This window comes from Dermacoccus sp. PE3 (genome assembly GCF_001021715.1).
In the GTDB taxonomy this organism is placed as follows: Bacteria; Actinomycetota; Actinomycetes; order Actinomycetales; family Dermatophilaceae; genus Dermacoccus; species Dermacoccus abyssi.
Genome location: NZ_LDCM01000001.1, coordinates 379519 through 392808, shown reverse-complemented (window position 1 = coordinate 392808; position 13290 = coordinate 379519). Strand labels below are relative to the sequence as shown.

The 13290-nt window shown below is 69.6% G+C and carries 12 protein-coding genes; 5 read left to right on the top strand and 7 right to left on the bottom strand.

All coding sequences use genetic code 11. From position 1 onward, the window contains the following. Window positions 1–28: 28 nt before the first annotated feature. A complete protein-coding gene (locus AA983_RS01830; RefSeq protein WP_052946772.1) occupies window positions 29–1303 on the bottom strand; it encodes an MFS transporter in 1275 nt (424 codons plus the stop codon). A gap of 137 nt (window positions 1304–1440) precedes the next feature. Beyond that, complete coding sequence (locus AA983_RS01825) at window positions 1441–3015, bottom strand: alkaline phosphatase (protein WP_047310510.1); 1575 nt, start codon at window positions 3013–3015, stop codon at window positions 1441–1443. A gap of 197 nt (window positions 3016–3212) precedes the next feature. Here AA983_RS01825 and AA983_RS01820 point away from each other — a divergent pair, with 197 nt between their 5' ends. The 3 genes from AA983_RS01820 to AA983_RS01810 all read left to right on the top strand — a co-directional run bounded on the left by AA983_RS01820 (window position 3213) and on the right by AA983_RS01810 (window position 6168). Beyond that, window positions 3213–3419, top strand: coding sequence for a heavy-metal-associated domain-containing protein (locus tag AA983_RS01820; protein ID WP_047310509.1), 207 nt, complete (start codon window positions 3213–3215; stop codon window positions 3417–3419). Between the two features lie 101 nt (window positions 3420–3520). After that, window positions 3521–5836: a cation-translocating P-type ATPase gene (locus tag AA983_RS01815; RefSeq protein ID WP_047310508.1), complete on the top strand. Its 2316-nt coding sequence runs from the start codon at window positions 3521–3523 to the stop codon at window positions 5834–5836. Further along, window positions 5833–6168, top strand: a complete 336-nt coding sequence (locus tag AA983_RS01810) for a metal-sensitive transcriptional regulator (RefSeq protein ID WP_047310507.1) — start codon at window positions 5833–5835, stop codon at window positions 6166–6168. The genes AA983_RS01815 and AA983_RS01810 overlap by 4 nt, the downstream gene beginning before the upstream one ends. An 88-nt stretch (window positions 6169–6256) precedes the next feature. Here AA983_RS01810 and AA983_RS01805 read toward each other — a convergent pair whose 3' ends face one another. The 4 genes from AA983_RS01805 to AA983_RS01790 all read right to left on the bottom strand — a co-directional run bounded on the left by AA983_RS01805 (window position 6257) and on the right by AA983_RS01790 (window position 9511). After that, on the bottom strand, window positions 6257–7390 hold the full coding sequence (locus AA983_RS01805; RefSeq protein WP_047310506.1) for an alanine racemase: 1134 nt from the start codon (window positions 7388–7390) through the stop codon (window positions 6257–6259). Window positions 7391–7473: 83 nt separating this feature from the next. Further along, complete coding sequence (locus AA983_RS01800) at window positions 7474–8019, bottom strand: NADPH-dependent FMN reductase (RefSeq protein WP_047310505.1); 546 nt, start codon at window positions 8017–8019, stop codon at window positions 7474–7476. Between the two features lie 234 nt (window positions 8020–8253). Beyond that, window positions 8254–8928, bottom strand: coding sequence for a peptidyl-tRNA hydrolase (locus AA983_RS01795; RefSeq protein ID WP_369798723.1), 675 nt, complete (start codon window positions 8926–8928; stop codon window positions 8254–8256). A 43-nt stretch (window positions 8929–8971) separates the two neighbouring features. Continuing rightward, the gene (locus AA983_RS01790) at window positions 8972–9511 is read right to left on the bottom strand and encodes a hypothetical protein (RefSeq protein ID WP_047310503.1); all 540 of its coding nucleotides are present in this window, start codon (window positions 9509–9511) and stop codon (window positions 8972–8974) included. Window positions 9512–9709: 198 nt separating this feature from the next. Between AA983_RS01790 and AA983_RS01785 the strand changes: the two genes are divergently transcribed. Further along, window positions 9710–10051 carry a hypothetical protein gene (locus AA983_RS01785; RefSeq protein ID WP_129664095.1) on the top strand — a complete coding sequence of 114 codons (342 nt, stop codon included), beginning with the start codon at window positions 9710–9712 and terminating at the stop codon, window positions 10049–10051. A 7-nt stretch (window positions 10052–10058) separates the two neighbouring features. Here the strand turns inward: AA983_RS01785 and AA983_RS01780 are convergent, their stop codons facing one another. Then, on the bottom strand, window positions 10059–11372 hold the full coding sequence (locus AA983_RS01780) for an MFS transporter (protein WP_047310501.1): 1314 nt from the start codon (window positions 11370–11372) through the stop codon (window positions 10059–10061). Window positions 11373–11738: 366 nt separating this feature from the next. On the opposite strand from AA983_RS01780, the gene AA983_RS01775 reads away from it, so the two are divergent. Next, window positions 11739–13229, top strand: coding sequence for a DEAD/DEAH box helicase (locus tag AA983_RS01775; protein ID WP_047311096.1), 1491 nt, complete (start codon window positions 11739–11741; stop codon window positions 13227–13229). The last annotated feature ends 61 nt before the right edge of the window (window positions 13230–13290 follow it).

The window sequence follows — 13290 nt, the reverse complement described above, 5'->3', positions numbered from 1 at the left end:
TCGGCTCGTCGCGGACCGCCGACCGGGTTCAGTGCCCGTGGTGGGCGAACTCGTCGCGTGCCGGCACGCGGTAGCGCAGGCAGGCCAGGGCGAGCAGCGCTGCCATGACGATGGTGGCGACGAAGTAGACGCCAACGGGTGTGTCTGCGCCGAAGTGGTCGATCGCCATGCCGAGGACGAGCACCGGGATGGCGCTGCCGCAGTAGGTGACCACGTACATGAGGCTCACCGAGCGTGCCACCTCGCGCGGCGGCGTCAGCGCGCTCATCGTGGCGAACAGCGTGCGGAACGCGACGCCCTGGCCACTGCCGATGAGGAAGCCTGCAACGACGAGGGCCGGTGCGGTGTGGGCGTGGTCGGCGTAGAAGGCGAGAGCGAGTCCACCGGTCATGAGGGTGAGGGCCACCGCGGCCTTGTGCGCCCCGCGGATCGGAGCGAGCTGTGCGGCGGCCGAGCTGCCGAGCGCGATCGTCGCGAGCATGCCAGCCATGAGGCGCGAGCCGCCGAGCAGATCGGCGTAGCGACCGGGGGCGATGGCGAGGAAGTAGCCGAACACGGCGAAGGAGAGGAACCCGGTCGCCGCAGCGAGGGTGAAGATGCGACGCGTCGTCGCGGACACGCGCGGCATGGCGGGCATGAGCGTCAGCCAGCGCGGGTGGTCGGCGGGCGGAGGCGCGACGGGCGGGAGCGGCTTCACCGCGATGAGCAGGCCGAGCAGCACCACGACGGCGGCACCGTGGACGAGGTAGGGCGTGTGCATCGGGTCGCCGAACTGCGCGAGCAAACCGCCGATGAACGGGCCGGCTGCCACGCCGCCCGCCGAGCTGAGGAGCGTCAGAGCCGTGGCGAGTTCCGATCGCTCGCGCAGGAGGTCGCGCAGGCTCGCCGCTGCGGTGCCGGTGGCGAGCGCGACGGCCGCGCCGTGCAGAGCGCGGCCGAGCACGAGCGCGCCGAGCGATTGCGCCGTGACGAACGCCGCTGTCCCGAGCAGGGCGACCACCACGGCGACGGCCATGACGGCCCGTCGTCCGTAGTGATCGGACCAGTGACCGACGATCGGTAGCCCGACGACGAGCGGCACGATGTACGCGACAAAGGCCAGCGTTACGTCGCTCGTCGTCAGCCCGAGGCGCGCGGAGAACAGCGGGAACAGTGGCGTGATGAGGTTCGCGCCGACGAGCAGGACGAAGATCGAGGCCGCCGTGAGCGTGATGCGCACGCGCGTCGGAGCGTCCCAGCCCGAGTGGGGGCGGGGAGCCCGCCGCGTCGAAGGGGTCGCTCGGGTCGTGTCGATCTGCGTCACTGGTGTCCTTCGCTGAGGGTGGGCGAGGGTGGAGCGCCTGCGTCGGGGTCGCCGTCGCGGGCGGGAGAACTCGCCAAGGATGGACGGTTCTTGTCGACGTGGTCAAAACGAGTGGCGTGGCTCACGTGGGCATCGCATCAGGCCCGCTGGAGGCCGCGAACACCGTCCTCGATGCGGAAACGGGCCTTCGTCACGGCGTCGGCGCCGGGCTTCGTCACGATGTCGAGCGAACGGAACTCGGCCGTCATCGCCTCCGGGGTGATGCGCGTGGTGACGTAGCCGCGGTCGTCGTTGTAGAACTTCAGGTAGGGGTTGATGCGCTGGTTCGGGCTGGTCGTCGAGTGGGAACCGTCACCGGTCGACGTGATCGACGAGCAGACGAGCTCGGAGCCGACGACGGGGGAATCGGGGTCCGACCAGTCGAGCTTGAGGTCGTTTGCCCAGTGTTTGTGCACGTCCCCGGTGAGGACGACCGGGTTGCGGACGCCCGCCTCGGTCCACCCCTTCGTGAGGCGCGAACGGTTCGCCCGATAGCCGTCCCACGCGTCCATCGAGTACTTCTCGCCGGGGCCGGCGTCGGCATCCTGCGCGGCGAAGAACACCTGCTGTCCGAGAATGTCCCAACGCTGGCGCGACGCCGTGAACCCGTCGAGCAGCCACTTCTCCTGAGCTTCTCCCGTCATCGAACGTCCGGGCGTGTCGATCTCGGGGCCCTTGGCCTTCCACCCGTCGCCGTAGAGCTGGTCGTCGCGATACTGGCGCGTATCCATCATGTGGAAGGTGGCCAGGCGGCCCCACTGTGTGCGGCGGTAGATTCGGAACGAAGCGCCCTTCGGCTGGGGCAGGCGCAGCGGCATGTTCTCCCAGTAGGCGCGAAAGGCGTCGCGTCGCCGCGCAGCAAACGCCGCGGGCGTACCGTTGTTTTCCTCGGCCTTGGTGTTCTCGGGCACGCCCGCGGCCCAATTGTTGTCGATCTCGTGGTCGTCCCACACGACGAGCCACGGCGCGACGGCGTGTGCGCTCTGCAGGTCTACGTCGGCCTTGTACTGGGCGTGGCGTTGGCGGTAGCTCGCGAGGTCGCACGTCTCGGGCCCGGCGTGGTCGCGCACGTTGCCGTCCGGGGAGACGTAGGTGTTCGCCCTGTACTCGTACTGGTAGTCGCCGAGGTGAAGAACGAGGTCCGGGTGATCCTGTGCGAGTCGCCGGTAGGCCGTGAAGAAGCCGTGTTCGTACTGCGCGCAGCTGGCGAAGGCCATGGCGAGCGAGGCCGGCATCTCGTGAGGGGCGGGTGCCGTGCGGGTGCGGCCGATCGGTGAGAGCCAACGCATCACCTTGAAGCGGTACCAGTACTCGCGTCCGGGCCGCAGCCCTCTGACATCGACGTGGACACTGTGGGCGTTCTCCGGCCTGGCACTGAAGGTTCCGCGACGTACGACGCGCCGCATGCCGGGATCCTCGGCGACCTGCCACTGCACCGGAACGGTGCGCGCCGGCATGCCGGCGAAACCGCTCTCGTCCAGCGGGTCGACGGCGAGGCGGGTCCAGAGGATGACGGAGTCGGACAGGGGGTCGCCCGAAGCCACTCCCAGAGTGAACGGGTTCTGAGAAAGTCGGCCCCCGCCGGGGGAAGCTGTGGCGTTCGCTCCGATGAGCGTCGCGCCGAAGCCGGCTCCGGCGCCGACGACGAAGTGGCGGCGAGAGATGTCGAACATGATGCGTCCTGATGGTCGAGTGCTGGAACACAACGACTTTCGATGATTTTCCGCCGCTGTGAGTGGCCCTGCCGTGAACGTGGAGCGCACGCTGCGTGAAGAGCGTCGCGGAGATCACACTGTTCGGGGAATACCCCGTTGGGGTATGCTGTTGTCCTCACCGAGCGGCTGCGCGCCGCACCCGAGAGGAGAAGACCATGGCTCACGAGAACAGCTACACCGTCACCGGAATGACCTGCGGCCACTGCGCTGCGTCCGTCACCGAAGAGGTCGAGGAGATCGCGGGCGTCCGCGACGTCACGGTCGACCACGATAGCGGCAGCCTCACCTTCGCCTCCGACGAGCCCGTCTCGCGCGAGGCCGTCGAAGCGGCCGTCACCGAGGCCGGCTACCAGCTCGCCTGATCGGCCGAACGGCGACGGCGAACCGCAGTCGCAGCTGAAGGTGGCTCCCCACGTCCGCGCCGTCTTCAGCCGCGCTCCGCATCGAGTGAGGAAGGACGAGGATGCAGGCGACCACCACCCATGACGAGGTCGAACTCGCGCTCACCGGCATGACGTGCGCGTCGTGTGCCAACCGCATCGAACGCAAGCTGAACAAGCTCGACGGCGTCGACGCGAGCGTCAACTACGCCACGGAAAAGGCGCACATCAGCTACCCCGGGGGCACGGACGTCGCCGACCTCCTCGCCACCGTAGAGAAGGCCGGGTACGGCGCGAGCGTCATCGAACCCGAGCCGCTCACCCCTGTGGGCGACGCTGATGCCGATGGTGCTGACGCGCCGCTGTCGGACGCCGAACGGCACACGGAGGAGTTGCGTCAACGCCTCCTCATCAGCGCGGTTCTCACCGTGCCGGTCGTCCTCATGGCGATGGTGCCGCCGTTGCAGTTCACGAACTGGCAGTGGCTGTCGCTGACGCTGGCCGCGCCGGTCGTCGTGTGGGGCGCGTGGCCGTTCCACCGTGCGGCGTGGACGAACGCGCGCCACGGCTCGACGACGATGGACACGCTCGTCTCCGTCGGCGTCCTCGCGGCCTTCGGCTGGTCGCTCTACGCCCTCTTCTTCGGCCACGCCGGCATGCCCGGCCTCAAGCACGGCTTCGAGTTCGCCTCCTCGAGCGGGCACGGCAGCTCGAACATCTACCTCGAGGCCGCCGCAGGCGTGACGACGTTCATCCTGCTCGGCCGCTACATCGAGGCCCGCTCCAAGCGTGCCTCCGGCGCGGCGCTGCGCGCGCTGCTCGACCTCGGGGCCAAGGAGGTCACCGTCCTGCGCGGCTCGGGCGGTTCCGAGCGCGAGGAGCGCATCCCCGTGCGCGCGCTCGCCGTCGGTGATCGCTTCGTCGTGCGCCCGGGCGAGAAGGTGGCCACGGACGGCGTCGTCGAGCACGGCACGTCGGCCATCGACGCCTCCATGCTCACCGGCGAGTCGGTTCCTGTCGACGTCACGGACGGCGACGAGGTCGCCGGGGCCACCCTCAACGCGGGCGGCAGGCTCGTCGTGCGCGCCACCCGCGTCGGCTCCGAGACTCAGCTTGCGCGGATGGCGAAGCTCGTCGAGGACGCCCAGAACGGCAAGGCCGACGCCCAGCGTCTGGCCGACCGGATCTCCGGTGTCTTCGTGCCGGTCGTCATCGCCCTCGCGGTGCTGACGTTCGTGGCGTGGCTCGTGATCGCCGGCGACGTGGAGGGTGCCTTCACCGCCGCTGTCGCCGTGCTCATCATCGCCTGCCCGTGCGCGCTCGGCCTTGCGACGCCCACGGCCCTCATGGTCGGTACGGGTCGCGGCGCGCAGTTGGGCATCCTCATCAAGGGCCCGCAGGTGCTCGAATCGACCCGTCGCGTCGACACCGTCGTGCTCGACAAGACGGGCACCGTGACGAGTGGCGAGATGGGCGTACAGACCGTCGTCGCCGCCGACGGTGAGGCCGACGGCGACGTGCTCACCTACGCCGGCGTGCTCGAGAGTGGTTCGGAACACCCCATCGCCCAGGCCATCGCGCGGGCTGCGCAGGACCGCACGGCGCTGCGCCCGACGCTCGACTCCTTCGAGAACGTGCCCGGTCTGGGCGTCCAGGGCGTCGTGGTCGACGGCGACACGAGCCGCCAGGTCGTCGTCGGTCGACCAGCGCTGCTCGAGGACTGGTCGATGCCGGTTCCCGCTGCCCTCGCCGACGAAGCGGCTCGCCTTCAAGCGGGTGGCGCCACCGTGGTCGCGGTGGGTTGGGACGGCGCGGCGCGCGGACTCGTCGCGGTCGCCGACACGATCAAGCCCACGAGCGCCCAGGCCGTCGCCGAGCTCAAGGAACTCGGCCTGCGCCCGGTGCTGCTCACCGGCGACGACGAGCGTGTCGCGCACGCCGTGGCTGCCGACGTGGGCATCGCCGATGTCATCGCCGATGTGCTGCCCGCCGACAAGGTCGACGTCGTCACGCGCCTGCAGGGTGAAGGCCGCGTCGTCGCGATGGCGGGCGACGGCGTCAACGACGCTGCCGCGCTCGCGACGGCCGACCTCGGCCTCGCGATGGGCACGGGCACGGATGCTGCCATCGAGGCGGCCGACATCACGCTCGTGCGCGGCGATCTGCGCGTGGCGGCTGACGCCGTCCGCCTCGCCCGTCGCACCCTCGGCACGATCAAGGGCAACCTCTTCTGGGCCTTCGCCTACAACGTGGCGGCCATACCGCTGGCCGCGTTCGGCCTGCTCAATCCGATGATCGCGGGCGCGGCGATGGCGTTCAGCTCCGTGTTCGTCGTCCTCAACAGTCTGCGTCTGCGAGGCTTCGCCGCCTCGTCGTCGAACGGGAAGGACCAGTCATGACCGAAACGCCTTCGGTGGCCGAAACCTGCTGCACGAGTGACGAATCGGCTGAAACGCCCGGTTACCACGACTCGAAGAGGGCGCTCTCGCGACGCCTCAAGCGGATCGAGGGGCAGGTGCGGGGCATCGAGAAGATGGTCGACGAGGACCGCTACTGCATCGACGTGCTCACCCAGATCTCGGCCATCCAGTCCGGCCTCAAGGCCGTCGCGCTCGAACTGCTCGACGACCACATGGCCCACTGCGTCGTCGACGCGGCCCGCGCCGGGGGAGACGAGCAGGAGATCAAGCTCGCCGAGGTGCGCGACGCCATCGGCCGCCTCATTCGCTGACGGTTCTCTCGCCCGCGGCGGCGCCCAAGCGTCCAAGCGGCGCAGCTGAGTGCGCTGGCGCCGCGTAAGCGCTACGCCTTCCAGCCGCTCAGCCGTTGAGGCCGCGGGCGGCCACGGCCCACGTGTCGAGGCGCCGCCCGTCCTGCACGACGTCGACCTCGTCGGCGTAGTTGATCGCGTTGCAGCAGTGGTTGGGCACGAGGCGCACGGTCGAGCCGAGCGCGGGCAACGACGAACCGCCCATGTCGACGACGGCGTGGTGCTCCGACAGCTGCACGATGCGGGCGTCGGGGTGGTCGAGCAGACGCCCGTGGCCGGTGGCCCAGGCCGCCTTGTCGGGGGCGAGCACCTTGCTCCCGGCGTTGACGACGAGGCGTCCTCCTGCGTGACTGACGACGGTGCCGTGTGCGGTGAGGGCGATGTCCTCGGCGGTGCACGCCCCGAGTTCCCACTGCTGAGCGTCGTTGAACACGTAAGCGCCAGGCCGCATTTCGGTGGGCGCCGACGAGGCCGTGTCGGCGGGTGAGGGTTCACCGACCGTCAACGAGGTAGGTGAGGTTCCCGCCGACGAAACAGACGGCCCGTCGCTGACGAACGCCATGCTCGGGCTCGACCCGCCGCTTCGCACGTTCGGTTCGACGCCCTTGGCTCGCATGGCCTGGGCAGCCAGTGAGAGAGCGGCGCGCTCGTCCTGGGCGGCGCTGCCGCGCGCCTCACGGGCGTAGGAGTGCCCGGGAAAGGTGAACGCGCCGACGACGTCGAGGCCGAGCCCGGCCACGGCAGCCGCCAACTCGCCCGCGTCGCCCGGCGTCACGCCACTGCGGTGTTGGCCTGAGTCGACTTCGATGAGCACGCGCAGCGAAGCGGTGCCCGTATGGCGACGGAGGGATCGGGCTGCATCGAGGTTGTCGCACCCTACGGTGATCTGCGCCGACTCGTTCAACCGTGCGAGTCTCGCCCCGTCTCCGGCGTCGACCCAGAGCGGGTAGGCGATGAACAGGTCGTCGAAGCCCGCCGCGGCGAAGACCTCGGCCTCACCGATCGTGGCGAGCGTGAATCCCCGGGCGCCGGCGTCTCGCTGCATCGCGGCGATCCGGGGGATCTTGTGTGTCTTGGCGTGCGGCCGAATCGGGAGCCCGGCTCGCCGCCCACGGGCCGCCATCGTCTCGATGTTGCGTTCGAGCACGTCCAGATCGACGACGAGGCGCGGTGCGGCTGACATGGGTGGATCCTTTGATGGGGTGAACGCACCCTAGTGCGCCGAGCCCGCCGTCCGCGAGCGCCGGCCGGCCGTGAGGGAACCGCTCAGGCGCAGCGCTTGGCCGCGGAGACGACATGGTCGAACAGCATCGTGAGCTCGCCGGAGCGGCGGTCCTCGAGCTTGAGGCCGTTCTCGGTGAACTCGCTGAACAGCAGGAGCGAGACCTGCTGGCGCACGACGATCATGTGGAAGTTGGCGAGGATCTGGCGCCAGTGCTCCACGGCGCGCACGCCGCCGTCGACGCCGTAGGAGACGAGGCCGACGGGCTTGCTCTGCCACTCCGGGCCGAGGGAGTCGACGGCGTTCTTGAAGCCGCCGGGCACACCGTGGTTGTACTCGGGCGTGACGAAGACGTACGCGTCACACGCGTCGATCGCCTTGCTCCACGCCGTCACCTGCTCGTTGTCGTAGGAGCGGTTCGCCTGGGCCGGGAGGGTGGCACTCGTCAGGAGCGGCACGTCGAACGAGGCGAGGTCGATGAGCTCGAACTCGGCGTCGTCACGTGCGGATGACTGGTCGAGCACCCACTGCGCCACGAGTTCGCCCTTGCGGGTGTCACGGATGGATCCGAGAACGACGCCGATCTTCATACCTGCTCCTTCGAAAGGGGATGTCGACCCAGGCTATTGAACGTTCAAGAATCACCAAGGCTGCTGCGACCCCGTGGACAGATGGGGGCGGTCACGGCGCCTCCCACATGCGCGAGATGCCGCGCGAGTGGGGAACCCTTGGGCTCTGACCTCCCCACATGCGCGAGGAGTCGCGCATGTGGGAGAGCCTCGCCCCGGACGGGGAACGCGACGCTCAAGCCGAACGCCTCGCACTCACCAGTTCGCGCGTGTCGTCTCGTGCTGGCCCTCGAGTTCGGTGAAGCCGGCGTCGATGATGCTGACGCGGCCCGCGTCGGCGGCCCAAGCCGCTTCCGTGTCGCGCACGACCCGCACGCGGTGGCCGTCGTTCGCCCAACGGCTGCGCTCGTCGGGCGTCATCGCCTCCCACGCCCGCTGCGCCGCGTGGGCACACTGTGCGGCCGTTTTGCCGCTCGTCATCTCGACGAGGGGGCTGATGCGCACTGTCACCATCGCGTTCTCGGTGGTGCTCTCACCCTCGGGCAGCGCGGTGCCTTCGACCTGCATCTTCGCGAGTTCGGGCGGCAGCGGCTTGACCGGTGCCGGGACGAAGGCGCGCGCCTCGGCGCGGCCTTGCGTGCACGTGAAGCCGGGCACGGTCTGCGCGTCGTCCCAGCGCTTGCCGCGGGCGCGCCGCACGATCTTGCGGATGGCGATGCCGCGCCACGCGTCGACGGCCTCGAGCCACGAGGTGTCCACCACAGCCTCGTCCGATTCAGCGAGCGGGGCGACGGCCCGACGCTCCGCCTCGACGATCAGCCCGACGCACGCGCGAGCGGCCGCTTCACAGGCGTCGATGTCGCTCGGTGGGTCGCTCTTCTCCACGCGCAGCGCGATCTGCATGGCCCAGGGGACGTCGCTCGTGTTCACGTCCGGCATTGTCTCAACTCGCGGGTGCGTCCACGAGGCGTGATCACAGGGGCGTGGTGAAGGCGACCGCCGCGCCGTCGGCGCCCTGGAGGTCGAAGGTGCCGCTCGTGTCGAGATTCGGTGCGAGCCAGTAGCGGGCCCGGGGGAGTCCCTCGATGTCGACGATCGGTTGGGTCGGCGTCGTGACGGTTCCCGCGAGCAGAGTCATGGCCTTGGCCGGCACCATGCCCGCCGACAGGGTGGAGGTGTCGTCGAGCTCGAGTTTCACGTCGCGTGTCGTCGTCTTCGAAAGGGTTCCGACGAAGGAGCACGAGCCGGAGGCGCGCACGTCGTCATCCTTGCGCGGCTGCGCGAGGGCGCGTCCCGCAGCCTTCGTCGAGGGCACCTCACCGTCGCGCCCCGCGACGAGGCCCAGGCAACGGTGCTCACCCTTCGTCGACTGCACGAGTCGCCAACCCCAGTCGCTGCTCATGCCTGTGGCGACGGACGACCACGGTGAGTCGGTCACGGCGGCCTCGGGGGAGCCGCACGCCACGACACTCGCGCTCAACAGCGCGTACAGCGACGCGACGATTTTCTTCATGTGACTCGTCCTCACGAGAGGCGAACGGCTGCGCTGATGCGCCCGTCCGGTACCTCGCAGACTACCCCCGCTGCGAGGCGGGGCGCCGGGACGAACGTCCGGTGACGGCTCCCATGCCGGTGACACGGCGGTGACAGGAGCGCCACAGCCGGGGCGGTGACGCTCGTTCGCGAGACAACCTCGAAGGAGAGAAACGCCATGCCACGAAGGCTTCACCGTCGTCGTCCCATCCGCACACTCGCCACGGTCACGCTGACCGTCGCGGCCACGCTCGTCGCCCTCGGAGCAGGAGCTCAAGCGGTCGTCACGTCGTGGGCCACGGACGCCAGTGCCGCCGCGCAGGCTCAGCTCCGCGACAACGCCACCGCGACGCAGGTGCGCAACGTGACAACGGCTGTCCGCTCGCTCGTGCCGGACGCCACCGTCGAGAACGTGACGAAGGAGGGTGACGCATTCGTCGTCACCGTGACGAAGAACGGCGAGCAGCGCGTCTACCGCGTGCCCGCCGATCTCTCGTCCGCCACCCGCATGCTCGGGTAGCGGCGCGTCAGTGCGTCTCGTTCTCGACGACGGCCGGGGCCGTCTCCTTCTGGTACCAGACGACCGGCAGCACACAGAGCGCGACGACGGCGATCATCGCGCCGGGGGCGGGCTTCCAGCCGGTCATCTCGATGAGGCGCTCGCCGACGAGCGGGGCGAACCCGCCGAAGATGGCCGTGGCCGTCGTGAAGCCAAGGGCCATGCCGGACATGCGCGCCTTCGACTTGAACTGCTCCGCGATCGTCGATGCGGCGACGGCGCTCCAGCCACCGGCGACGGCGGCGAGGACGAGGGCGCCCGTGAGTGCTGCGCCTCGGCTGCCGGAGGCCATGAGCTGGAACATCGTCAGCGAGGTCACCGCCGCGAGGACGCCGAACAGGAGCAGGATCGGGCGGCGCCCGAAGCGGTCGGCGGCCATGCCCGCGAAGGGCGTCACGAGGATGACGGCGACCGCGGCTGCGGTACCGAGCCACAGGGCGTCGCTCTCGCTGAACTTGCCGGCGTTCTGCAGGAAGGTCGGCGCATAGCCGATGCCGACGTAGTAGGTGATCGAGCCGAGCGCGGAGATAGCGAAGCCGCGGGCGACGGCGCCGGGCTCGACACGCAGCACCTCGACGAGGGGGTTCTTCGCCTTGTCGTCCTCGTCCTCCTCCTCCTCGAAGACGGGCGACTCGTCCATGCGCGAGCGCATGAGGAGCGTGGCGCCGGCCATGATCGCCCCGATGAAGAACGGGATGCGCCAGCCCCACGAGTCGAGGTCCGGGCCGGTGAAGAACGACGTCGTGAGGGCGGCGAGACCGACAGCCATGAGACCGCCGACCTCACTGGCCGCCGAGGCCAGCGACGTGATGAATCCACGACGCTTCGGCTCCGCACCTTCGACGAGGTAGGTGATGACGCCGGAGTACTCACCGCCGACGCTGAAGGACATGAGGCAGCGCATCGCCATCATGAGCCAGCCCGCCGTAGCACCGATCGACGCGTAGGTCGGCAGCAGTGCGGTGACGAGCATCGCGACCGTCATGAGCGCCATCGAGATGAGCAGAACCGGCTTGCGCCCGATCCGGTCGCCGATGTGACCGAACACCGCCGCGCCGACCGGGCGCAGCAGGTAGGTGAATGCGAACACGAGCAACGTGGCGGCGGTGCCGCCGGTGCCGCCCCCGAAGAAGACGCGGGAGATCACCGTCGTCATGTAGAGATACAGCGTGAAGTCGTACCACTCGATGATGGTCGACATGCCGGCCACCGTGAGCGAACCACGGCTGATGGGCGGGTGATCGTCCAACCGACGGGCTGGTGTGTGGGCGATGGCGGCCATCGAATTCCCCTTGTGCTGTCGGCGTCCTCGGCACGCGGATCGCGTGCCGTCAGGTTATTCGGGCGGGCGCGGTGGACGGATTGGTCTGCGTGCAGCCTAGGCACGTGTGCGGTGCGTTGCCCAGCCTATGGGCACACAAGGATGGGGCGCCGACGGCTACGATTCACGCGTCCGGGGCGCCCTGGACGTGAGCGGCGGCACACAGGAGTCTGCCTGTACAGCGCGTAGACTGGCCGTTCGAGCAGGTGGCCGGTCGGCCGGAGGCGACGTTTCTCGCCCGTCGACCCGGTGATCGTGAGAACAACGAGTTCGCCTGCGACGCGAGGTGCTACGCCTCGCGGGTGAATCCATGTGTTCGGAGATTTCTTGACTTCCTTTGCCGATCTCGGCGTGCCCGCCGTCCTGACGAAGACGCTCGACAAGCTGGGCATCACCACGCCCACCCCCATCCAGGCCGCGACGCTGCCCGACTCCCTCGGTGGCCGTGACGTTCTCGGCCGTGGCCGTACCGGCTCGGGCAAGACGTTCGCGTTCCTCCTGCCGCTCGTCTCTCGCCTCGACGAGACGCGCTACGAAACGCGCACGTACAAGCCGCGTTCGCTCGTCCTCGCACCGACGCGTGAGCTCGCCAACCAGATCGCCGACTCGCTGAAGCCCCTCGCCGAGGCCGCCGGCCTGACCTACACGACCGTCTTCGGTGGTGTCGGCCAGAACCCGCAGGTCAAGGCGCTCGCCGCCGGGGTCGACGTTCTCGTCGCGTGTCCCGGACGCCTCGAGGACCTCATGGGTCAGGGCTTCTGCAACCTCGAGGACGTCGAGGTCTGCGTGCTCGACGAGGCCGACCACATGGCCGACATGGGCTTCCTGCCCGGCGTCAAGCGCATCCTGTCGAAGGTGCCGAGCGACGCTCAGCACCTGCTGTTCTCGGCGACGCTCGACAACGGCATCGACGTTCTCGTCAAGAAGTTCCTCACGAACCCCGTGACGCACGAAGCCGATTCGGCCAGCTCGCCGGTGGCGACGATGGAGCACCACGTGCTCGCCGTCGACAAGGACACGCGCATGGACGTCCTCACCGACCTCGTCTCCGCGCCGGGGCGCACCGTCGTCTTCACCCGCACCAAGCACGGCGCGAAGAAGCTGTCGAAGCAGCTCGCCGCCCGCGGTGTGCCGTCGGTCGACCTGCACGGCAACCTGTCGCAGAACGCCCGCGTGCGTAACCTCGACGCCTTCCACTCGGGCAGCGTTCGCACGCTCGTGGCCACCGACATCGCGGCGCGCGGTATCCACGTCGACGACGTGTCGCTCGTCGTTCACGCCGACCCGCCGGCCGAGCACAAGGCCTACCTGCACCGTTCGGGACGTACGGCACGCGCCGGCGCGGCGGGCACCGTCATCACGCTCATGACGCCGGATCAGCGCGGCGACGTGAAGTCGCTCCTGCGCGCGGCGAAGATCACCGCGACGACGACGTCGGTCGATGGTGCGCACCCGCTGCTGCAGGAACTCGCGCCCGGTGAGCGTTCGCTCCTCGACGCCAGTGCCGTGGCTGCGGCGATGCCGACGGCGCCCGTCCAGCAGCCCTCGAAGAGGGGCGGCTCATCCTCCGGCGGTCGCAGCCGTGGCGGTCAGGGCGGTTCGGGGCGTTCCGGCGGCCAGGGCGCGCAGGGTGGCCAGCGCGGTTCGGGCCAGAAGCGCGGCGGTTCCGGTCGCGGTGCGTCGCAGGGTTCGAGCGAACGCGGCGGCCAGGGCGGCGGAGCCCGCAGCGGCTCGCGCCGTAACGGGTCGGCCACGGGTGGCCGCAGCGGTGGGGGAGCGGCGTCGTTCTCCGCTAACTCGCGCAGCGGCCGACGCTGACGCGGCAACGTTTCTTCCGAACGACGAACGGCCGGTGAGGTTCACTCCTCACCGGCCGTTC

Excerpts from the sequence above, each read along its gene's own strand:
- AA983_RS01820 (WP_047310509.1), top strand. The coding sequence starts at position 3,213 with ATGGCTCACGAGAACAGCTACACCGTCACCGGAATGACCTGCGGCCAC.
- AA983_RS01815 (WP_047310508.1), top strand. The coding sequence starts at position 3,521 with ATGCAGGCGACCACCACCCATGACGAGGTCGAACTCGCGCTCACCGGC.
- AA983_RS01825 (WP_047310510.1), bottom strand. The coding sequence starts at position 3,015 with ATGTTCGACATCTCTCGCCGCCACTTCGTCGTCGGCGCCGGAGCCGGC.
- AA983_RS01790 (WP_047310503.1), bottom strand. The coding sequence starts at position 9,511 with ATGAAGAAAATCGTCGCGTCGCTGTACGCGCTGTTGAGCGCGAGTGTC.
- AA983_RS01780 (WP_047310501.1), bottom strand. The coding sequence starts at position 11,372 with ATGGCCGCCATCGCCCACACACCAGCCCGTCGGTTGGACGATCACCCG.
- AA983_RS01800 (WP_047310505.1), bottom strand. The coding sequence starts at position 8,019 with ATGAAGATCGGCGTCGTTCTCGGATCCATCCGTGACACCCGCAAGGGC.
- AA983_RS01785 (WP_129664095.1), top strand. The coding sequence starts at position 9,710 with ATGCCACGAAGGCTTCACCGTCGTCGTCCCATCCGCACACTCGCCACG.
- AA983_RS01805 (WP_047310506.1), bottom strand. The coding sequence starts at position 7,390 with ATGTCAGCCGCACCGCGCCTCGTCGTCGATCTGGACGTGCTCGAACGC.
- AA983_RS01810 (WP_047310507.1), top strand. The coding sequence starts at position 5,833 with ATGACCGAAACGCCTTCGGTGGCCGAAACCTGCTGCACGAGTGACGAA.